The sequence below is a fragment of the Priestia sp. SIMBA_032 genome, assembly GCF_046535215.1.
Taxonomy (GTDB): domain Bacteria; phylum Bacillota; class Bacilli; order Bacillales; family Bacillaceae_H; genus Priestia; species Priestia aryabhattai.
The window spans coordinates 41,081-62,662 of the sequence record NZ_JAWRXD010000008.1 but is presented as its reverse complement, the minus strand read 5'-3'; the positions used below and the strand labels follow the sequence as shown (position 1 = coordinate 62,662).

Annotated in this window: 22 protein-coding genes and 1 pseudogene; 14 read left to right on the top strand and 9 right to left on the bottom strand. The window is 34.7% G+C overall.

Going from position 1 to position 21,582, the window contains the following annotated elements; genetic code table 11:
- Positions 1–817: 817 nt before the first annotated feature.
- Genes ttdA through SB717_RS21945 form a run of 3 tightly spaced genes read left to right on the top strand, consistent with a single transcriptional unit; the run spans position 818 to position 3,155 of the window.
- Positions 818–1,729, top strand: a complete 912-nt coding sequence (ttdA, locus tag SB717_RS21955; RefSeq protein ID WP_244659802.1) for a L(+)-tartrate dehydratase subunit alpha — start codon at positions 818–820, stop codon at positions 1,727–1,729.
- Positions 1,726–2,337 carry a L(+)-tartrate dehydratase subunit beta gene (gene ttdB / locus SB717_RS21950; RefSeq protein WP_192101375.1) on the top strand — a complete coding sequence of 204 codons (612 nt, stop codon included), beginning with the start codon at positions 1,726–1,728 and terminating at the stop codon, positions 2,335–2,337. The genes ttdA and ttdB overlap by 4 nt, the downstream gene beginning before the upstream one ends.
- A gap of 20 nt (positions 2,338–2,357) precedes the next feature.
- Complete coding sequence (locus SB717_RS21945) at positions 2,358–3,155, top strand: fumarylacetoacetate hydrolase family protein (RefSeq protein ID WP_410904701.1); 798 nt, start codon at positions 2,358–2,360, stop codon at positions 3,153–3,155.
- A gap of 153 nt (positions 3,156–3,308) precedes the next feature.
- On the opposite strand, the gene SB717_RS21940 is transcribed toward SB717_RS21945, so the two are convergent.
- From SB717_RS21940 to SB717_RS21925, 4 genes are all read right to left on the bottom strand, one after another.
- Positions 3,309–4,064, bottom strand: a complete 756-nt coding sequence (locus SB717_RS21940) for a GntR family transcriptional regulator (RefSeq protein ID WP_410904700.1) — start codon at positions 4,062–4,064, stop codon at positions 3,309–3,311.
- A 285-nt stretch (positions 4,065–4,349) separates the two neighbouring features.
- Positions 4,350–5,066, bottom strand: a complete 717-nt coding sequence (locus tag SB717_RS21935) for an alanyl-tRNA editing protein (protein WP_410904699.1) — start codon at positions 5,064–5,066, stop codon at positions 4,350–4,352.
- A gap of 13 nt (positions 5,067–5,079) precedes the next feature.
- A complete protein-coding gene (locus SB717_RS21930; RefSeq protein ID WP_410904698.1) occupies positions 5,080–5,703 on the bottom strand; it encodes a LysE family translocator in 624 nt (207 codons plus the stop codon).
- Position 5,704: 1 nt separating this feature from the next.
- On the bottom strand, positions 5,705–6,541 hold the full coding sequence (locus SB717_RS21925; RefSeq protein ID WP_410904697.1) for a TrmB family transcriptional regulator: 837 nt from the start codon (positions 6,539–6,541) through the stop codon (positions 5,705–5,707).
- Between the two features lie 223 nt (positions 6,542–6,764).
- Here SB717_RS21925 and SB717_RS21920 point away from each other — a divergent pair, with 223 nt between their 5' ends.
- On the top strand, positions 6,765–7,487 hold the full coding sequence (locus SB717_RS21920) for an alpha/beta fold hydrolase (protein WP_410904696.1): 723 nt from the start codon (positions 6,765–6,767) through the stop codon (positions 7,485–7,487).
- A 37-nt stretch (positions 7,488–7,524) separates the two neighbouring features.
- Here SB717_RS21920 and SB717_RS21915 read toward each other — a convergent pair.
- Positions 7,525–7,742: pseudogene (locus SB717_RS21915) on the bottom strand (transposase domain-containing protein); the annotation flags it as partial.
- A 223-nt stretch (positions 7,743–7,965) separates the two neighbouring features.
- Here SB717_RS21915 and SB717_RS21910 point away from each other — a divergent pair.
- On the top strand, positions 7,966–8,613 hold the full coding sequence (locus tag SB717_RS21910) for a DUF421 domain-containing protein (protein WP_410904695.1): 648 nt from the start codon (positions 7,966–7,968) through the stop codon (positions 8,611–8,613).
- A gap of 354 nt (positions 8,614–8,967) precedes the next feature.
- Here the strand turns inward: SB717_RS21910 and SB717_RS21905 are convergent, their stop codons facing one another.
- Positions 8,968–9,717 carry an SAM-dependent methyltransferase gene (locus SB717_RS21905; RefSeq protein ID WP_410904694.1) on the bottom strand — a complete coding sequence of 250 codons (750 nt, stop codon included), beginning with the start codon at positions 9,715–9,717 and terminating at the stop codon, positions 8,968–8,970.
- A gap of 355 nt (positions 9,718–10,072) precedes the next feature.
- Here SB717_RS21905 and SB717_RS21900 point away from each other — a divergent pair, with 355 nt between their 5' ends.
- Positions 10,073–10,354: a YesK family protein gene (locus SB717_RS21900; protein ID WP_410904693.1), complete on the top strand. Its 282-nt coding sequence runs from the start codon at positions 10,073–10,075 to the stop codon at positions 10,352–10,354.
- 85 nt (positions 10,355–10,439) lie between these two features.
- Complete coding sequence (locus tag SB717_RS21895) at positions 10,440–10,670, top strand: cold-shock protein (protein ID WP_410904692.1); 231 nt, start codon at positions 10,440–10,442, stop codon at positions 10,668–10,670.
- A 164-nt stretch (positions 10,671–10,834) separates the two neighbouring features.
- On the opposite strand, the gene SB717_RS21890 is transcribed toward SB717_RS21895, so the two are convergent.
- Positions 10,835–11,569, bottom strand: a complete 735-nt coding sequence (locus SB717_RS21890; protein ID WP_410904691.1) for a class I SAM-dependent methyltransferase — start codon at positions 11,567–11,569, stop codon at positions 10,835–10,837.
- A 349-nt stretch (positions 11,570–11,918) separates the two neighbouring features.
- On the opposite strand from SB717_RS21890, the gene SB717_RS21885 reads away from it, so the two are divergent.
- The 7 genes from SB717_RS21885 to SB717_RS21855 all read left to right on the top strand — a co-directional run bounded on the left by SB717_RS21885 (position 11,919) and on the right by SB717_RS21855 (position 18,922).
- Complete coding sequence (locus SB717_RS21885) at positions 11,919–12,227, top strand: hypothetical protein (RefSeq protein ID WP_410904690.1); 309 nt, start codon at positions 11,919–11,921, stop codon at positions 12,225–12,227.
- A gap of 442 nt (positions 12,228–12,669) precedes the next feature.
- Complete coding sequence (locus SB717_RS21880; RefSeq protein ID WP_410904689.1) at positions 12,670–12,921, top strand: hypothetical protein; 252 nt, start codon at positions 12,670–12,672, stop codon at positions 12,919–12,921.
- A gap of 2,000 nt (positions 12,922–14,921) precedes the next feature.
- Entirely contained in the window at positions 14,922–15,830 is a 909-nt protein-coding gene (locus SB717_RS21875) for a DMT family transporter (protein WP_410904688.1), read from the top strand.
- 68 nt (positions 15,831–15,898) lie between these two features.
- Positions 15,899–16,414, top strand: coding sequence for a hypothetical protein (locus SB717_RS21870; RefSeq protein ID WP_410904687.1), 516 nt, complete (start codon positions 15,899–15,901; stop codon positions 16,412–16,414).
- Positions 16,415–16,448: 34 nt separating this feature from the next.
- Complete coding sequence (locus tag SB717_RS21865) at positions 16,449–17,321, top strand: N-acyl homoserine lactonase family protein (RefSeq protein ID WP_410904686.1); 873 nt, start codon at positions 16,449–16,451, stop codon at positions 17,319–17,321.
- A gap of 109 nt (positions 17,322–17,430) precedes the next feature.
- On the top strand, positions 17,431–18,381 hold the full coding sequence (locus SB717_RS21860; RefSeq protein ID WP_410904762.1) for an LLM class oxidoreductase: 951 nt from the start codon (positions 17,431–17,433) through the stop codon (positions 18,379–18,381).
- 223 nt (positions 18,382–18,604) lie between these two features.
- Positions 18,605–18,922: an ArsR/SmtB family transcription factor gene (locus tag SB717_RS21855; protein WP_328126668.1), complete on the top strand. Its 318-nt coding sequence runs from the start codon at positions 18,605–18,607 to the stop codon at positions 18,920–18,922.
- Between the two features lie 486 nt (positions 18,923–19,408).
- On the opposite strand, the gene SB717_RS21850 is transcribed toward SB717_RS21855, so the two are convergent.
- Both SB717_RS21850 and SB717_RS21845 read right to left on the bottom strand, forming a co-directional pair.
- On the bottom strand, positions 19,409–20,479 hold the full coding sequence (locus SB717_RS21850) for a thermonuclease family protein (RefSeq protein ID WP_410904685.1): 1,071 nt from the start codon (positions 20,477–20,479) through the stop codon (positions 19,409–19,411).
- Between the two features lie 369 nt (positions 20,480–20,848).
- Positions 20,849–21,553 (bottom strand): hypothetical protein, encoded by a 705-nt coding sequence (locus SB717_RS21845; RefSeq protein WP_410904684.1) that lies wholly within the window; start codon positions 21,551–21,553, stop codon positions 20,849–20,851.
- Positions 21,554–21,582: the final 29 nt, after the last annotated feature.

The following is a 21,582-nucleotide window of genomic DNA, read 5'->3' as shown; positions in this document are numbered from 1 at the left end:
TCTCATTTTGGGTAATGTTGTTTAAATAATTGTTTTTTACCTATACCTCCATTTCTTTAATTTTTGTGTAACAGGCCTTTTTTTAATATCCAAGTTATCTAGCTTAAGAATAATCATAGGTGAAGGCTTTTATTAAAGACGCATCCAACAACATCACTCTTTGTATTTCTAAATTAGATTGTATGTTAACGTATACATTAGTGTCAATATAATTTTTAGAATATTTAACTTTCTTTTGAAAAAGTAGTAATTATAAAATTATATAAACTCTATATAAAATATTGATAGTTAAAGGTATAAGCAGGATGCTGATTATATTTATATTAAAATTTATTTTATCAAAATATATTAAAACTATTGACTTTAATGTATACGTTATTTAATAATTAGCTCATAAGATATTTACATTAAGCTGATTTACATGAAAGAGATGTGGATAGTGGTAGGAGCTCTATCAATGAATGAAAAACGTTTTTTGTATCTAGCCATTATCTATAATGAAGGAATTTAAAAAGTGATAAACAGTATGGTTACATGCACTGGATGGATCATTTTGCTTAAGCATCAGGAGAGATTTTTGAAAGCGATTTCTTATTATGGAGTTGTAATTATTACTTAGAAAGTGGGCGTGTGATGGATGTTAAAGAATTAGAAAGACTTAAACACGATTTTGTTGTTTGTGGATTCACTCGCCTAAGCTAAAGCAATCAATATCGCTGGAACCAGGGAATCGCAGATTCTATCCTTGGAGCTTTGGGAGTCACTAATCTTCTTCTCTTTCTACACAAAATATTAAAGATAAAAAAGGAGAGTTATTATGAGCGTTATTATGGATAAGATACAGCAAAAAGAAAAGATGACTGATTTGATGGCGAAATTTGTATCTCTTGTGAGTTATAAGCTTCCTGATGATGTAGAAAATAAACTGAAAGAGCTAAGTAAAGATGAAAATAATAAGCTTGCAAGAACTATCTATAAAACTATGTTTGAAAACCAGAAGCTAGCTTATGAGTTAAAGAGACCTTCCTGTCAGGATACAGGTGTTCTCCAGTTTTTTGTTAAGTGCGGACAGAACTTCCCCTTAATTGGGCAGTTAGATAGTATTTTGAAGGATAGTGTGTATAAGTCAACTCAAGAAACGCCATTGCGACACAATTCTGTAGAAACATTTGATGAATACAATACAGGAAAGAACGTAGGTGACGGTTCACCAAGTATCTTCTGGGAAATCGAAGAAGACAGTGACAAAGTGGAAATCTATACGTATATGGCAGGAGGAGGCTGTACTCTACCTGGAGTGGCAACGGTTCTAATGCCGGGCGAAGGCTACGAAGGTGTGGTAAAGTTTGTGCTTGATCGAATGACTAGTTATGGAATTAACGCCTGTCCTCCACTTCTTGTCGGAGTCGGAGTCGGTACTTCTGTAGAAACAGCAGCTATGAACTCTAAAAAAGCTCTTATGAGATCTGTTGGAAGCCATAATGAAAATGAAAATGCTGCTAAGATGGAAAGACTTCTTGAAGATGGAATTAATGCTATTGGTCTTGGACCTCAAGGACTCAAAGGAGCTAAATCTGTCATGGGTGTAAATGTTGTAAATACGGCAAGACATCCTTCTACGATTGGAGTTGCAGTTAATACTGGTTGCTGGTCCCATAGACGAGGAAAGATTACCTTTGACAGTAATTTGAACTATGAAATTAGTACTCACGAGGGGGTAACACTATGAGTAAAAAAGTATTGACAACACCTATAAAAGATGAGGATCTTAAGGACATTAAAATTGGAGATATTATTTACCTAACAGGTACACTGGTTACTTGTAGAGATGTTGCTCACAGGAGACTTATAGAAGAAAAAATTCCTTTACCCGTAAATCTTAAGGGGAATGCAATTTTTCATGCTGGACCGATTGTTAGAGATTTGGGAAATGAGGAGTATGAGATTGTTTCTATCGGTCCCACAACAAGTATGAGAATGGAAAAGTTTGAAAAGGAATTTATTGAAGAAACAGGCGTTAAACTCATTGTCGGAAAAGGTGGAATGGGTAAGAATACAGAGGAAGGATGCAAAACTCATAAAGCACTTCACCTTGTCTTCCCAGCTGGAAATGCTGTTTATGCAGCAACAAAGGTTGAACAAATCAGAGAAGTACATTGGAAAGACCTTGGTATGCCTGAATCCCTTTGGGTTTGTGAAGTAAATGAATTTGGTCCTCTTATTGTGTCTATTGATGCGGAAGGAAATAACATCTTTGAAGAAAATAAGGTAGAGTTTAATAAAAAGAAAGAAGAACAATACAAGTTAATCAGTAAGCAGGTAAGATTCATCAAATAAGTTATGGAGTTGGTGTGAGTATGCAGGTACTACAAAAAACACAAACAATAGTTCGCTATCAGCGACATAACGGAGAGATATATCACGGAATTGTTGAGGAAGATGAAATTGTACAATTGTCTAGTAACTTTACTGAAATTGTAAACGATGAATTAAAATATGATGGATCAAGAGTTAGATATAGTGATGTGAAGATTTTGGAACCAGTAGTACCCTCGAAAATTGTTAATTTTGGCTGGACATATGCTGAACACGCAAAAGAGACTGGAGGGAAGGCTAACCTAAAGGAACCGTTTTTATTTTTGAAACCGGCGTCTTCCATAATCCCAAATCAGGGGGAAATCATTCTCCCCCCAAGGGATTTAACCAAGCAAGTGGAAATGGAGGGAGAAGTGGCCCTCATTATTGGTAAACGCGGCAAAAATATAAAAGAAGAAGAAGCGTTGGAATACGTTTTTGGCTGTACTATATTTAATGATGTGACTGCAAGAGATCTCACAAAAGCTGACCCCCAGTTTACACGTGGCAAAGGTTTTGATACCTTTGGCCCATTGGGTCCGTGTGTTGTAAAAGGTGTAGATCCCACTAATTTAAAAATAGTTACAACTTTAAACGGAAAAGTCGTCCAAGAAGGCAATACTAATCAGATGTCACTTTCAATTCCTTTCCTTATTAGTTGGGTTTCACAGGTTATGACATTGGAGCCGGGTGATGTTTTGGCGACTGGTTCCCCTTCTGGAAGTCGTCCAATGAAGTCAGGAGATACTGTAGTTGTTGAAGTAGAACAGATTGGTAAGCTTTGTAACTATGTAAAATAGAAAATATTATAATGAAGTCTAATGGTTGCTAACCCAACATTAGGTTAGTTGTTGATAAACATCATACCATAACTGATTTATTAACATTAGGCACGTCTTTCCTACAAAAAAAGCTGTAGTTGATTCTTAGAATCTCTACAGCTTTCTTTTTTACTATTTAGAAATAGAGCGAATTGCCTCTAGAATTTCATTACGAGCTCTATGGCGATGGGATTGCAACAGTGTTCGTACTGCTCCTGGTTCGTTAGCTCTCATGGCTGCTAAAATGGCTTTATGTTCTATCACTGAATGAGTGGGTTTTGGTCGAAGGCCGATGGTATATAAGCGCGCTCGATAGAGTTGGTCAGACTGGCTATCTACAATTCCTCTCAGGCGTTGATTCTGCGCCAAATCAACAATAAAATTATGAAATTGGTCATCCAATTCTGTCCATGCTAATAAGTCATCTAACTCTAGTGCCTTTTCTTGCTCTTGAACGAGTTGCTCAAGGTGGTTTAACTCTGTATCAGTGACTTTGGGGGTAGTAAGGTATCCTGCAACACCATCGAGAGCTTCTACAACTTCGTAAATTTGTTGGAGGTCATCTGCCACAAGTGGTGCTACAATAAACCCTCGGCGTGGAATTAAACGTACCCAACCTTCCGTTTCTAAACGAACAAGGGATTCTCGTACAGGAGTTCTGCTCATACCCAGAATTTCAGCCATTTCCCTTTCTAATACAGTTTGTCCAGGTTCAAGCTTGAGATGGCGTATTGCGTGTCTAATAGCTAGATAAGCACGTTGTGGTAAGCGTGATTCATCATTTGTATCTAATGTTGATAAAAATGAACGAACAGATAAGAAAAGGGGTGACTCCTCTTGCGTAACTTGTTTGAACTCAGGGGTTTGAGGTGTTGATGGTTTATTCATTTGTATTCCCTCACTCCGAAAAACGTTAAATTTGATGTAAATATATAAAAAAGTTTAAAAGTAATGCACAAAAAGATTTGTTAATTTATAAATAAAATCATAACAAATGAGATTTATATTGCAAACTCTAAAAGTAATATTTATAAGCTATTTTCACCCTGAATTGAAATAGAATTAAATATACCGTCCATAAAAGTATATATTTTTAGTTACCATAATGTGATTTCTAGGGAGTAAAAAAGAGCCGTTTATTATACGACTCTTTTTTATGATGAAATATAAATTTTAATCGTTGAGTATCATGTCAATTCTCTTTGTGTTTTTACCTTTATTCTTAATTTTAGTAAACGAAAAATCTCCAATCTCATTTGTTGATTTTATATGAGTACCCCCACATGCTTGTTCGTCTAATTCACTAATATCTACTAAACGAATCGTCTGAATAGACTTTGGAAGAAGGTTAATAACAGTCTTAATGGAACCTGGAATTTTTTCAACCTCTTCTCTTGAAAGGCTACGAGTTGAAATCAAATGATTTTCTTCTATAATGTCATGAATTTCTTTCTCCATTACAGCGAAATAGTCTTCCGGAACCTCTTCTTCAAATTTAATATCAATTCTTGCTCGATTATCTTCATAAATCTCATTACTAGTAGCTAAAGCACCAAATTTATTATAGAGATGACCTGCAATTACATGTAGAAGAGTATGATATCTCATAAATCTGTAACGTCGATCCCAGTCGATTTGAGCTGCTACCTCTCCTACGGATAGGTTTGTAGCATCCTCCAGATAGTGAATAATTTTACCTTGCTCTCTTTTTACTTTTATAACTTTAAATTCATTATTCCCTTGTTTTAAAATCCCTGTATCAAAGGGTTGTCCCCCACCACTCGGGTAAAAAACCGTTTGATTTAGAACTACTTTATTTTCGTTAATTTCTTCAATAAAAGTCTCGCAACTTGTCTGATAACTGTTTTCTAAAAATAGTTCTTTTTTCATGTTCAATTCCTCCTTATGAATGAATAGTTGAATACATAATAAAGATGGCAAAATAAATTAAAATTGCACCTAAACAGCGATCAAACCAATGACTGTATTTATCATAAAAGTCTCTGAATTTTTGATAAGAAATAACGGTTGAAAGGAATGTAAACCATAGTCCAACTGCTACAATAATTTCTGTTCCATAAATCCAACGCATCCAGCTAGCCGTATCAGCTGAAATAAACTGAGAAAAAATACTTAAGAAGAAGAGTGCAGCTTTCGGATTTAATACATTACAGATAAAGCCTTCACGGAAACCTTCTTTAACACTTTTATCAGTGCTTACTTTTAATCCATTTTCTTTTTGTTCCTTATTTTGTTTAACGGATCGAATAGCATGAAATCCTAACCATAATAAATAAAGGGATCCAGCTACTTTAATAGCTATAAATATACCTGGGAATTTTTCGATAATATAAGTAAAACCTAAAATTGTGTATGTGACATGAACAAATAAAGCTGTAGCAACGCCTAATGCTGTTGCAATCCCTATACGTCGACCAAAACCCAAACTATTTTTCATCACAAGAAAAAAATCTGGTCCAGGAGAGAGACCAGATAAGATTCCGATTAAAAATATTTCTATAAACATATTAGGCCTCTCCCTTGTTATTCTTTTTATTTAAAAGTTCATTTGTCACAATATAGAAAAGATCTGAATCACCTTTCCAAATTCGATTCATTTTCTCTTCTGAAGAATGCTCACTCATTACTTTCATCATAATGTCGTGACGGATATACTCTTTAGCCAATAACACTAACATAGGATCTTGTGTATGCACGGCTGATGGAACCGTCTCTTTTGAAAAACCTGCAATCATCACTTCCTTGTTGTCACAAACGACAATCGTTAATCGTTGATTCATACGCTGTTCTTCGATGTCTGCGGTAGAAGGATGATGATAAAAAGCGCGCCCAAGGTGATCAGTAGGCTGACAGTTAAACAAAAGTGAATATAATTGTACATTTGATTCTGTTGCTTTTTTTGCGTAGGGTTCTATCTCATGTAACTCTGAATCCCATACAGATAACCATACTTCTTGATTTGCTTTTGAAATAAGGTCATTCATTCGGTCAATCACAGCTGACCTTTCTTGAATATGACGAATGACATGAACTTCTGGAGGATGTTGAATTTGTTCAAGATTCTCTTGCAAATAATCAAATGTTTCCTCTTTCTCGTGTCGCAAACGTCCAATAAACTCGTTCGGTGGTACAGGTGTATAAGTTAATGAATCAGAACGAACTTCATTTATAGCACCGTGTGAAACCAACTTATTGATGGATTGATAAATCATAGATCGTGGAACTCCACTCTGCTTACTGATCTCATAACCAGTAAGAGGCGATTGCTTTAATAGTGATAGATAAGCCTTACTTTCATTTTTTGAAAAACCGATTTCCATTAGAGAATCAATTAATTTTTCCATGATAGCCTCCTCTTAGTTGTAATGACCCTTACTACTATAAAGGAAAACAAAAAAAATAGCAAACTCATCGAATTTGCATGGTTTTTCTAACAGTATAGAGTATTGATTTTCAGTTAATATAATATGGCTTATCGGCACTAATTATTATCAAACTAAAAAGGTTATCAGTATTTTAAAATGAATACATAAGGTAGTTATAAAAAACAATAGATGAGGTGAATATATGGCTACCTTCGTCCTTTGTGATGGAGCTTTTGGTGGAGCCTGGGCATGGAGAGAAGTTGAAAAAGAACTAATAAAACAAGGACACGCAGTTTTTTCCTTGACTTTAACTGGATTAGGCGATCGAAATCATCTTCTAACACCTGATATTAACTTAGAAACCCATATTACTGACGTAGTAAACACCATACTTTTTGAGGATTTAAACAACATCTACTTAGTAGGGCACAGCTACGGTGGTGGGGTTATTATCGGTGCTGCAGATCAACTACTAAATCGGATTTCCAAACTAATCTTTTTTGACGCTCTAATACTTGAAGATAATCAATCAATTAATGATTTATATTCAAAATCATTCGTAAAACAAACGAAAGAGATTGTTCAATCAAAAGGAGAAGGATTCAGACTTCCAAAACCTGATAGTGGACCGATTTATACCACAGATCATCCTTTTAAAACATTTGAACAAAAGATTAAATTAATGAATAAAGTAGAACTGAGACAAATTCCTTGTGCATTTATTAATTGCACCCAAAAAAGTAGTCATCCTGTTATGGAGCCCATCAATCAATTTGCCGATAGAGCTAAACAAGAAAAATGGGAATACATTGAAATTTCCGCCGGACATAATGCGCATTGGGAAAAACCGGTGGAATTAGCTAAAATATTTATAAATTTGGCTGATAAGAACGATGTATATGATATGCAAAACCGGTCGACATAATGTTGTTTCTCGGTATTAAAAAAGCCTTATATTTCTATTGACCTTTTATTTCGATGTATGTTTTATCTACTCCCCAAAAATCATTAGTTGGCTTAAGATGATGCTGTGCTTGCTCATCTAATTCAGGACCATACTGAGGAAGCCCACATATGATGTGGTTGTATCAGCAATAGAAAGTTCGCTATCTTCCATTGTTTCAACTAAATCATAAAAACCAGGATTGTACTGTAGGTACCATTTGACGGTTAATAAAATAAGATTAGGTTAATACTGTTTTCACTTGAATAAATTCTCCTATTTTATACTGATACACTTGGTTTACAGATTACTGACGAGAATTTTAAAGATAGAAGTTAGAGGGCATTCAAAATTCATTTCCTCATTAATACCCTCGGCAGCTAAAGCATCTCCTCATCTATTGACATCCATAACTATAGAGCTGAATTGAGAAAAAATCATGATGAAGGGATAGAGTGACGTGGACCTTTTTGAGATAAGTTGGCGTACCGTAGTATTGTACGGAATCATTACCGTTGTTTTTCGGTTTATGGGACAGCGAGGGATAAGTCAGTTAAATGTGATTGATCTTGTTGTGGTTCTTATGATAAGTGAACTTGCTGTTGTAGCAATTGAAGATTCAGAAAAACCTTTATTATATCAACTTGTACCGATATTTATCCTAATGCTTATAGAAATAATTCTGGCTTATATCCAATTAAAGAGCCAAAAATTACGTAAAATACTGGATGGGGAGCCGGCTTTCATTATAAAAAAAGGGGAAATCGATAACAAGCAAATGCAAAAACATCGTTATAATTTAGATGACTTACTATTACAGCTTCGAGATAAAGGTATAGGAGACATTCAGGACGTTGATTATGCAATACTAGAGCCTTCTGGTACCTTATCTGTACTTGAAAAGTCAGAAAAAAAGGGTTCGACGTCTGTTTTTTTACTTCCTCTTATTATCGATGGTGTAATTCAAGAAAAACATTTAGAGTTGCTGAATAAGAACAAGCTATGGCTCCTTCAGAGCTTAAAAGAACGAGGATATGAAGATGTAAAGCATATTTTATATTGCAGTTTTCTAAACGGGCAATTTTTCATCGATATAAAAAAAGGATAGGAGTGGTTGGAGGGGAGGAGGAGAAGTTACATTAATATTATTAGCTTCCTCAGTAGCAATGGCTTAGTATCCTCATATCGAACTTGAAAAGTCAGAGAATGTATTCCACGTTCCTCAAAAAAATGAATTTAAAAATATATTTAGAGCAAACTACTCAAGATGTATAAAATCATCACGATTAACTTCTAATTACGTCACGAAAAAAGCTACTGGTCCCTGATGAGCCAGTAGCTTTTTTCTATTTTTAAGCTGTATATTGTATAAGTCTTTAGTTAACATAATGTGGATTATAGAAGATATAAAACCTGAAATTCCTTGTTCCATAATGGAAGGTATCTCAGGTTCTGTTGAAATTTATTGATTTTGAAAAAGATAAAGGCCAAATCCTAAAGTATCTCTACCCCATGTAAGGTAAGTACGTTTCCATGACCTAATTTTATTTAACATACTGTCACAATCAGGGTCGTTCGGGTTTTCATAACAATATTTTTCCATAGACATAGCGTATAGTCCTTCATACTCATCCCAATCATCGTCACTTGCAACAACTGACCAAATCGGCACAAGCCCCATACTTTCTCCCATAAAAACATTCTCATGGTGTTCTTTTAATTCTGACTCATCTGCTCCACCAAGTGCTTCTAAATATGCCTGACTAGGTTTCTTCTTCCAGTAGCCTTCTCCTACTAGAATAAAGCTGCCCTTTTTAACATTTCTTTTAAGAGATTGTAACGTTAATTCCAGACTACCCAAAGCATGAGTAGAACCAACACAAATTCCTACATCAAAATGATTGACGTATTCACTTACCACTTGTTTGGCATCTTTTACAATGTACGTAATTTTTTCTTTAGGAATTCTTTTTTGGGCCTGTTGCTTTGCCTCTAAAATAGAACCTTCATATAACTCTAGAGCTGTTGCTTCAATATCATATTTTTCAACTAAACGTATTAACAGTTCACACTTCCCAGCCCCGATATCTAACACTTTTGCAGGAGGTTCTAACTGAAGAAAATCTATAATTCTATTAATTTTAGTATCACTTATCGGGTTACTAAATAAATGGTTACGGTGGGCAATTGATGAGAATTTATTTCTGTCCATTGGTTGAACTCCCCTTTGTCCTTTTTAGATACTCTTTTTCTCATTAAATTAGTTAAGATAGAAACACTCATAGTCCCAGCCCCTTTCAGAATAAATATCTGCATGTAACAATAATTAATTCAATTTTCCGTTTATTTCACTACTCTAGATACCTCTTTAAGTTTATTGCTACTGATAAGTAATTCCTTAAAAATTGGAGAAACCCTTCCTCACTGGAACATAATTAAATGGGCAAGGTGGACAACGTATAGCTAGTTAACGTAACAGGTATTATCGGAAATAAACCAGATATTCATTCGATAAGCCTTAGAAGATTATGATAATATGTATATCGTAAACTAAAAGTAGGTTAATAATGGATAATTTGCACAAAATTTCTATAATCATGATCGCTATCTTAATCATACTGTCATATATAATTGGCAGAAAGAACTCTACCCTAAAATATGTAGTACCTCTAATGGTAGGAATACTGAGTGTTATTGTTTTTATAGTAAGTTTCTTTATCGGAGGATGGACTGGTATGGGAGTAGGAGCAATTAGTTTTACTGCTTTCATCTCATCACTTATCTCCCTAATAATCATATCTGTAGTGGAAGCTTTAAAAGGAAAAGGTAATAAGAATATTCACCAATAAAGCATGTATATAATATACAAATTCAGTTAACATAATCACCATTATCGAAACAAAAAAATACTGATACTTTAGGAGGAAGATTTATATGGCAGAAAGACAAGTTGGAACAGTTAAGTGGTTCAATCATGAGAAAGGATTTGGCTTTATTACACCAGAAAATGGACCTGATCTTTTTGTCCATTTTACAGCTATTGAACGGACTAAAGGGGCTGAAGGGGTTGTTATTAAAAGCTTAAAAGAAGGGCAAAAGGTTACTTTTGTAGTAGTGAATGGCCAAAGAGGTATGCAAGCAGAAATGGTACGGGTCCTAGGCTAATATCCTAAGGGAATTATTACACAGTAAAAAATGAGGTAAAAAGTGTATATCACGTGCAAAATTAGTTAACATAATCACAGTTCTAAGAAACAAAAAAGGTGTCCTTTAGTAAGTTAGGACACCCTTTCATTATTTAATTAACTAATTCTTCTTCATGAAACAAATTAATTCTTTTCTGCTAAGATTATTAAAAACATCGGTCTTCTAGTTTCATGTACCATTTCAGGTATACTTTCTAACATTTCATCAGAAGGCATTGGTTCCTTCACTGCTTTGATTGTAAAACCTGTACGAATCAGATCATTCATATAAGTAGAAATCGTACGATGATATTTTATTACATCCTCGGTTAAAAAGGACGTATGACGAATCCCTTCCTCCTGATAATGATCGATAGGCCAATGCACAGGGTGTCCATCATGATCATAGTACCAGTCTTGTTCATTCCGAGAAGTGAAAATTGGATGCTCTACTGAGAAAAGAAATGTACCACCTGGCTTTAAAAAGCTGCCTACCTTTTTAGCAACTTCCTCAAATGACTTGATGTAGTGAAAAGCTAACGAACTAATGACCACATCAAATTCTGATTTCTTAAAATCAATATCTTCAATCGGCATTTGGATATATGAAATAGAAGGGTCCTTTGTTTTTTCACGAGCTTTTTCAAGCATCTTTTCAGATATGTCAACACCGATTACTGAACGTGCTCCTTGTTCATGTGCAAACTGGCAATGCCAGCCGAACCCACAACCTAGATCCAGTACTTTTTTGTCTTTCATATCTGGCATTAATGCTTTTAATACATGCCATTCACCAGCGCCTTCAAGCCCTTTAATAGAACGTGGCATCTGCTCGTAGGCAGAAAAGAATTTTTCAACATCATATTTATTTTGTTTCATTACTGATAACAACTCCTATATAGTAAAATAGCCTCCTAAGATCACTTAAACGTCTATTACAGGAGGCTACCTATCTTCTCCTTACCATTATGACCACTCCATTTCTGTTCTAGAATACTACCAACAATCATAACATAAAGGCTGACTATTTGAGGACAGAAAAATTAGTCCATACCTTTAAGGTAATAATAGAATCTTTTTTAATTTATACCATATACATATTTAGTTAACATAATACGGCTTTCCGGAACACATGAAAAAGGAAACCCTTTGGCGTAGAAGGATTTTACCTTTTTAAGTCCAAGTAAGATAGTAATAGTGACTTATAAAGCAGTTAAAGGATGCAGAAATGGAGGGAAGTAAGTTGCCTAACAGAGAGTATCCATACTATTTTATGAAGGTAGGTAAATTATATTACGTATACCATTCGTATAAGAACGTAAAAAGGAAAGAGGTATCCAGTTACGAATTTACTAATGATGAATCGTTAGCATTTCCCATTGATGAAGAGTCTGCTAAACAATTGGCAGATAAATGTGGAGGTCATATTGTAATGAAGAATGCTACGTTTAATGATTATATTAGCCAAGGAGAAAGATGGAGTCATTTTATAGATAGCAAAAAGAAGAACATATGGAGAATCTATATCATTAATTGAATGATAAAACCTTTTAACTACTATTTATTTTGAAGAACAAGTTCATATTTGTCGTCACTAAGTGTAAATAGTAAACATTAATAATATATTAAATAAATTAGTATTTACTCAACTAATAACATTACTTGAATAAAGGTATTTTCTAATAAAAGAGGCAATTACACCGTTTATTTTTAAAGATATATGTATATGAATCTACAAATCTGGCCAGACTAATAACGTATTCCCCTATTCCAATAAATTTAAAAAACCTTTGCTTATATAAGCAAAGGTTTCTTTTTTTATTAAGCACAATTCATTTTTGCCTAATGTACCTTACAGATAGTGAAATTAAATATTAATAGCCACACCTAGAACTAGAAATTAGACCTAAATTCATATCGAACAAACATATGCTGGGTAACAGAGGATAGTATACGGTTGATGCAAAAGGGGGAAATACATGACATATCTTAAAGTATTGAAGGTATTTTATGTGCTTTTGGCTGTAGTGGGAGCCATTCTAGCTATCGTTTCTTACTTTCAGCATTCACTTTATTTGAAGTCATTTGGCCTTGTTTTGTTAGGGTCATCGCTCGTTTTTAATAGTTACACTACCTATTTAGAGTGTAAAGAAAGGGGACCCTTTCTTTACATGGCCATAGGTCTAATAGTGATTGTAATAGCTATAGGTGGTTTTACTAATGCATGGTAACTATATTTGTTAATGAAGAAAAAATCTATATAGTTAATATTATAGATTGAACATTTTAGCTTCTAACATCTAAGAACAACCAAACTATCCTCATTTCTAATAAAGTTGTCTTTCTAGGATTAATTTTAGTTAAGTCGGGTAAGTTAGGGGCATCACTGCCCCTTCCTTCCCTAAGAACCGTGCGAGTCCCTTTCAAGACACATCGGCTCAAGCCTCCCATTGCAGGTCCATTTGCTGTCGTATCCTCATCACACACCATATCGGTAAGTAAAACGTACGCCGACGCTCCAAATGGAGGTATACATAACAGTACGTTTCTTTCGTCAGAAGATAGCCACAACCTTATGTGCCTACGAGAGACCAACGAGAAGTCAGCTCCCTTTCGGGCCTATCATGGGTTTGTCCGTAAGGACGATAGTATCCATCCAGTTATACATTTTCCTGCTTTCCTGTTCCCTTTCGAGACAATGGCATTCGCTTTCTCTCGTATCCTTTACCCTCTGTCACATCGTTTGATCTTACGATCTCCCTACTGTTTATACAGATGACAAAGGGCTTACCAAGTTCCGCATCTTATAGATACGACGAGGTTAGGTGGGTTCTTTACTCCGGGCAAGATACGGGACGCGTCACAGCAGCATTATGAATCTACTTTTCCTCTTACCAATACCCAGGCAAATCTGTGCACTATCCTGAGCTAAAATTTACGAAGCTTACAAACCTTCACTAATGTTCACCATACTCATCTTCCCCTAGCAGTGTTCCGAGTCGTGCACTAACTCTCTGTTTCCGCATTTCCGCATGCAACCCACGAGTCCGTTACCAGACCCGCAGTTTTGGACGGGGATAGTTTTTGCGTCTAAACCAGTGGCGTAAGCCACACTATATAAAAGCGACTTCTTGTCGCACCATAATGAATTTTATCGGCAACCATAAACAAATAGCAGCTTAATTCAAGCTGCTATTTGTTATACATAATTTCCCTTTATCTGAGCATTCTAATTAACAAAAGCTAAAATATTTACTCTAATATAAAGGTGGATTTATATAAATGAATGGTAAAATTCATAAAGCCTTTCTTGCAATGTTCGGTGTTTATGCTATTCTCTTTGCTATTTTCTTTCTTACTGACTATTTAATTCAAATAACCCGTAGGAATTAAATTACATCTTTTCTCTAATTACAAACGTATAACAATTAGCAACTTGAGCAAAGTACTAAAGTCAACGTGATCTGTTCTTTATAAGAACAGATCACAACAGGTAGCTTTTTTCTATTTTCAGGCTGTATATGATATACAAGGTTAGTTAACATAATGTCTCTTTCCGGAATCAAGCAAGCAAAAGAACCCTTGAGGCAGTAGGGTTCCACCAAGGATTCTTTTTCCGGAATATGCAACTTTTTATACATCGTTGATATGACCACATTTTTTGAATAGTTGAAAGAAACGAGAATGTATAAAAAGCACACCTTTTATACATATGCCATAACCTCTGCAAAATAGTATCAAATAAATTGAAAGAGAAGTAGATAAAAAACTGTACATTCGTTATTCAACAATATAATGAAATGTAACTCTAATGATTTAGCTACTGTCATTACAATCTTTAATAAAAATGTATTGACATTAGATATAGTTCAGGGTATCATATCGTTAATCGACGAAATAACGATGTGTAAATGTGATGCGTTACTTTTAACGATAGCATATCTACATTTTGTTTCATTGGAGGGAAGATGCACTTATAGACAGAAGTAAATATGGTTTTCTTATTAAGAATAGTTTTAAAAAATGTATTGACATTGTGCATTGTTCGGTATAATATATCGTTAATTAACGATTTTACGATCTTTTTATTTTTTTGAATCTATATATCGCTTTTTAGCGAAATAACGATATTCATATTTTTTTACACCTATATATCGTTAATTAACTATATAACGATATATTATACCTTATTTCAAATTAAATAAGTTACACAGAGAAAGAGAGTGATTTAGTGAACATCAAAGATTTACTTGTAGGAATATTATTTACAGTTTTATATGCATCAGGAGCTGTTGTAATGAAATTTGGTATTCATTCAGCTCCGCCATTAACACTATCAACTATTCGTTTTATCATTGCGGGGCTCTTATTGCTTCTTTACCTTTACGGGTTCCAAAAAGGCAAATATCGAATGCCCAATAGAAAAGAATTTAAGGTTTTATTTTGGTTAGGTTTATTAAACACCTCCATATTTCTAGGATTCGGGTTAGTGGCTCTTAGAACGGTATCATCAGGAATATTTAATCTTTTCATACCTATAAATCCATTTCTCTTTGCATTACTTGCTCTAGTATTCATGGGGCAATCTATTCGTCTTAGAGAATGGGGAGGAATGGTTGTATCATTTATCGGTCTAATCGTAGCTACTTATCCATCCTTGGCAGGAAGTCATTCGTCGATAGGTGGTATCTTATTAATTATTTTTGCAATGATTGCGATGGCTGTAGGAAGTCTTATTTACAAAAAAGTAGATCTACAGCTGCCTACTATAGTAGTTAACACCTGGCAAGTGATGATTGGGGGAGTAATCTTACTTATCCCAACGCTCATTTTAGATTCTGGAGAGCCTATCACTATCGATTTTCATTTTATAGGCTACTTACTTTGGTCTGTCTTTGCTCTTTCAGTTTTCAATGTAAACCTTTGGTTTTATTTACTAAAAAAAGATGCGCTCAAAGCAAACAATTGGTTACTTCTTAACCCTGTCGCTGGCTATATTTTGGCTGCAATCTTTTTAGGAGAACCAATTACGCTTTATGCAGTGATTGGGACAGTCGTTGTGCTATTAGGATTATATATTTCAGGAAGTTTTCGTACAAAACCATCTACAAATGTTACTGCAAACATAAAAGAAACATAACTCACAGGTAGTATGTGCAGTAAATCAAATTTTAATTGAAAATGATCCCTTTGAAAGGAGGTGACAACGTGAAATTGGAAAATGAAGTTGAAACTCTCTATCAAAAGATGGTTTCAGGCCAATCTTTAGATATTAACCATAAAATGATTCAACTGGTCGATAAAGAGAAGTCAGCAATCTATTTTGCTTCTCTTCAACAGGATTTTGATGATATTAAACGTGTGATTCAAGCAGTAAGTGGAAGCTTACTTCTTATGCAACTAGGTGTTAAACAGGATGTAAGTATGACCTTATCATCAGCCAAAGAGTCATTAGTCCAAACTACTGATCGAATTAAAGATTTAGTCGTTCCTCATGGACTAAAAATACACTTTGATCATTTGATGTATAGCGTTCAAGCCCTTAATAAAATGTTTGCTAAGCATTCTTTAGGCGAAGACATTTATTTTATGAATGACAAACAATTAGAAGACATTCAGCGTACGTTAGACTTAGCGAATTCATATTTGAAAAAATCATCTACTTTCTCAATGGGATTAGGGATGATCTCTCTAGAAACAAGTTGTTTCTGTGGTGCACATTAATCAACAATAACATTTAAAGGAGTTTAAATTAAACATGAAAAATTATTCTATCTGGGTATTAGAGTATTCTCGCGTAGTTGACTATCATAAAAGTGGTGTAGTTTATGGAGCACACAACGAAGGATATATAAGACTACCTTACAGTTATGTAGTTATAAAAGGAAATGGCCATAATATTATGGTTGATGTCGGATATAACCATAAAGAGTATGGAAAGGTTCTTGGAGAGAGATTTAACGTAGTTGATTGGCAAAGCCCTTCAGTAGTTTTAAAAGAAGTTGGCTTGACACCTGAAGATATTGATACAGTTATTATCACTCACGCTCACTTCGACCACTTTGGTAACGTAGAAGATTTCCCAAATGCAACTTTTTATATGCAAGAAAAAGAGTTGTCTAAATTTATCTGGGCAATGTCATTACCACATCAATTCCAGTTCTTGATGTCAGGGGTCGATCCTTCGGATCTTCTACGAGGAGTACAACTTGCAAAAGAAGGACGCATGAAACTTTTAGATGGGGACGTCGAAGAATTCCTACCAGGAATCGATATATTTGCTGCTTTTGATACTCACACTTACGGTTCTCAGTTCGTTCGAGTAAAACAAGGTGGTTCCGAGGAAGATAGTTGGGTTCTAGCTGGAGATAATGCTTACCAATTTGAAAATATTGAAGGGAAAAACCAAGATGGTGTTCTTCTTCCTGTTGGATTGGCTACAGGAAGTCAAACAGAAATGATATTCTCCTTAGATAAAATGTTGAAGTTGGTAGGAAGAGATTCAAAACGTGTTATTCCAATTCATGAACAAGGAATCACGGAAAGATTCCCATCTCGCACTTCTGACAAAGATCTCTTTATTGTAGAGGTTGATTTAGCAGATGATGAGGTATCTAAAGTACAAAAGTAAAATAACTTCATAACATTTATTCAAATGGAACCATGGGATTTATTGATCGGAAGCACATCCTATGGTTCTACTTTCATTCTTTTATATATTGGAGTTGATACAATTGTCGATGAATAACCAATTCAAACAACACCGTGGTTATAATCAAATGTTTAAGGAAAATGAATTAACACTTGGTCTTTTATTTCCATTAGAATCTTATCAAGGTGATACCCCACAAATGGATATAGCTGAACAGATGAATTTAGCTAAAAAGGCTGAAAATTTTAAATTTGCCTCTTTATTTGTCCGAGACGTTCCTTTGCATGATCGTTGGTTTGGGGATGTAGGACAAATGCATGATCCATTTGTTTTTCTAGGTTATTTAGCAGCTCATACGGAGAAGATATCGTTAGGTACATCAAGTATATTACTGACATTACGTCATCCTTTACACGTTGCAAAGGCAGCAGCTTCTGTTGATAAGTTATCAGGAGAACGCCTTGTGCTTGGAATAGCGACAGGAGATAGACCCATTGAGTTTCCAGCTTTTAAAATAGATCCCCTTGAGAAAGCAGAACGTTTCCAAGAGTCTGTTATGGTTATGAGAAAAGTCTGGGGAGAACAGTTTCCTCGTATTGATTCACTAAGGGTCCATATGGCTGAAGGAGATTTGCTTCCTAAACCTACATTTAATAATATTCCCTTACTAATAACTGGACACTCTTCTCAGTCAGTTGAATGGATTGCAGAACATGGTGATGGATGGATTTATTACCCTAGAAGCGTAAATCAACAATTAAATCGGATACAGACATGGCGTTCTTCAACGAATGAATTTAAACCATTCGTGCAATCTTTGTACGTTGATTTAACGGAAGATCCTGACCAAGAACCTACTCCTATACATTTAGGATTTCGTATTGGACGTAATAGACTTATTGAATATATCCATCATTTAAAACTTACTGGCGTTAACCATATTATTATCGTTCTAAAAAATTCGAGAAGACCAGCTTCCGAAGTTATTCAAGAGTTAGGTGAAGAAGTCGTTCCCTTTTTTCCTTCGTTAACCATGTAATCGACTTAACCTATAAAGGGGTTTACCAAAATCTAAATAGAAATCCTCTGTCTATTTGTACTATATGCTAATGATCCTTATTAAGATATAGAAGAAATATAGAGAGTTTATGTTGAATCCATGCCTTTTCCATTTATAAATTAGAGCCTCCTAAAACACTATCACACAATAGAGTAGAGTTATCTCGTGAAGGCTGTTTGACATTTCGTGAAAGGACGATATAATGAACAGTATGAAACCAGTTGAAATTTTTAAAGCATTAGGTAGTGAAACCAGACTGCAAATATTAGATTGGTTAAAAGAACCTGAGAAACATTTTACGCCGCAACCCGCAGAAGTGAGTGACTTTCAAAAATCAGGGGTGTGTGTAACGCAGTTCCATAAGAAACTAGATGTGACACAATCCACGGCTTCTCAGCATCTTTCCATTCTACATCGTGCTGGACTTGTGACAGCAAAACGTCACGGGAGATGGACATATTATAAAAGAAATGAAGAAGCTTTCCAACAGCTGAAAGAGATGATTGGAAAGGACATATAGAAATATGCTGAACCTCCTGTTTATTTTTAAGGAGTTCAGTTTTGTTTCACTAGAATTATGGCAATAACAAATGAAAGCAGCATTCCATGTTATATTGTGGAGCGCTGCTTTTTTAACGTTAAAAGAGCTATTGATTAAACAAGATTAAAATAATTTAAAGAAAAACCTTGACTTTAACGTTTTGAAACAGAATCAAATACACCGTCCGTAAAAGTATACCTTTACGGACTTTTTATTTATATAAGAAATCTATCAGTTTTATCGTTCATTTAAGTTAGAAAACAAATTACGAACGTCTTGTGAAAATCACACACTTTTACGAACGTTTTTAATGGAATAATAGGGATAGAAGCACATACAGGAGGACTGGTTTCAGACTTCTTTCATTAGATTCCCACCTTTGCACCAGAAGCCTTCCATATTTCCATCAAGGATTATGGTATACCGTAAACAAAAAAAGACAGTCATATTGACTGCCTTCCATTATTATCTTTCGCAAGCGAAATTATCCTTATCTCTATCCATTTTCGCCTGATAAGCAGGGTGACTTGAAGGAACACCATTTGGATAAACGGTTCTCATATCCGTACAGTTTTGGAAAAACTCTGTAGATGGCGTTGGTTCCGTTTCTGATTTAGGTTGAGGTACAGGGTCCGGTTTTGGTATTGGCTTCTGAACAGGAGTTTGTACTGGCTCTTCTTTCTTCTCTTCCTGATAATGATATCCATGATTATGGTCAACATGAGCATAGCCAGGGATTGACCACACGCCAATTCCTTGATCCTTTGCAACATCTTGTGCTTTATGGAATTGATCTAACATCGATGTATCATTATACAGATAAGCTGTTCTCCCTAATCCTTTTTCCAGTACCATTTCCTGGTACGTTTTATCGCCTACCCATACATAAGCTAACAGGCGGCCATACTTATCTCTTTCTTCTGATCCAACCTGAATGCCAACTGTTTTACCTGATAATGTTTGTTTAGCAAAATTTGAAGCATCTTTTCCGAATGGCTCAACAGGTTTATTCGGCGCCACGGTCTCGGGTGTGTCTAATAATAACATTCTCACAGTTTCATCTTTTCCATTTAAAGAGACATGTATCGTATCTCCATCAACGACTCGTGTTACTGTAGCTTGTTCGCCATGAGAAGATGCAGGAGATTCTTTTTCATCTAACTTCACAACTTTTTTAACTGTATCCTTTGACTCTTCTTTTGTTTCATTAGTTGTTACTTCTTTTGAATCATCTTCTTTTATAGCTTGCTGTTCTTTCTCTTTATCAGCTTGCTTCTCTTCTTCTTTTGGAGATTCTTTCTTTTCGGCTTTTGAATCATCTTTTACATCTTCGGTTGCAACCTGTTCTTTCTCTTTCGTGACCTGTTTCGGGTCATTCGAACCATCGATAGTTGCCATTACAGCGAATAGAACAAATGAAGCAAGAGCAATCATGAAATCTTTCTTGAAATTCTTCTTTCTGAATACCGAAATAAATCCTTTAACAAGGAACATGATAAACAATAAAAATCCAATAATGCCAAAAAACATTAACATCTTTTCAATCCCCCTATATTTTATCTGTCAATTTATTGTACTATATTCTCAGAACTTTATTTGTAATTTATCCCTATGAAATAAGACTATCGAGTAGCATAGAAGAGATGCATATGATTAAAAAGAAGCAGGTTCATCAAGGGATGAAATCTGCCTACAATCAAAAAGAACTCATTGATAAAGTGAAATAGGAAAATAAAGAAAAAATAAGTGGCACCATTTTTACACCATATTGCTTGTAACAGTGTAACTGGAAGTGGTGCGGATAAAAACTAGCATAATTTTTGCGCACAAGTAATTATAAAAAAATAAATATATATACTAAGAGTAAATAAAAAACTAGCTTTTAATAGCTAGTTTTTTTGTGTGTTATTTAAATTCCTTTAGCTCAGTTATTAGCAAAGGGCCTACATGTAAGGCAAATTTAATTTGAGTTTCATCTAAGTCTCCACCATGTATCCCTCTTGAAGTTATTGCATATACTTCCTTAATAGCTTTGGTCATAGCAGAACCGATAATTCCATTTTCCTCTAATGTACGTACAAGTTTTGCGGGTGCAAATGTTTTATCCATATCAATATTAGGAAGGTATTTTGAAACCATCCGCCTTATCTCATTTTCAAGAGAATAACGAATCGCAAATAAAGATTTAAGGTGATCCTTATCTTTTAAATATACATCCTCAAGTTTCTCAGGGGGTATAGATGTCTTCTCATTCTTTAAGTTCAATCCTTCCTGTAAATCCTCTAATTGTTTGTCATTTAAAGTAGGTTGAGTAGACAAATAAATAGTATTGTTATTGCTAATAGTGGCAAGTAGGTTTCTTATATCTTGCATCCCGGTGTTAACACTATCTTTAACCTCTTGTATCTCTTTTTTTACCTTAAAGCCAAACATACTCATTTCAGAGAAGAAGGGCAGTATAGCTAGTACAATAAATACCGTGAAAATAATATAATCAAATGGTTTTATTTGATCTGTAGTAATGTAATCAAACCTTTTATATATTAGGCTTAATAAGACTATTAATAAAACAGCCCACCAAACAATTTTAAATTTGTTATTAAGTTGCATATTTTATTCCCCTTTAAATTTTTTAGTGC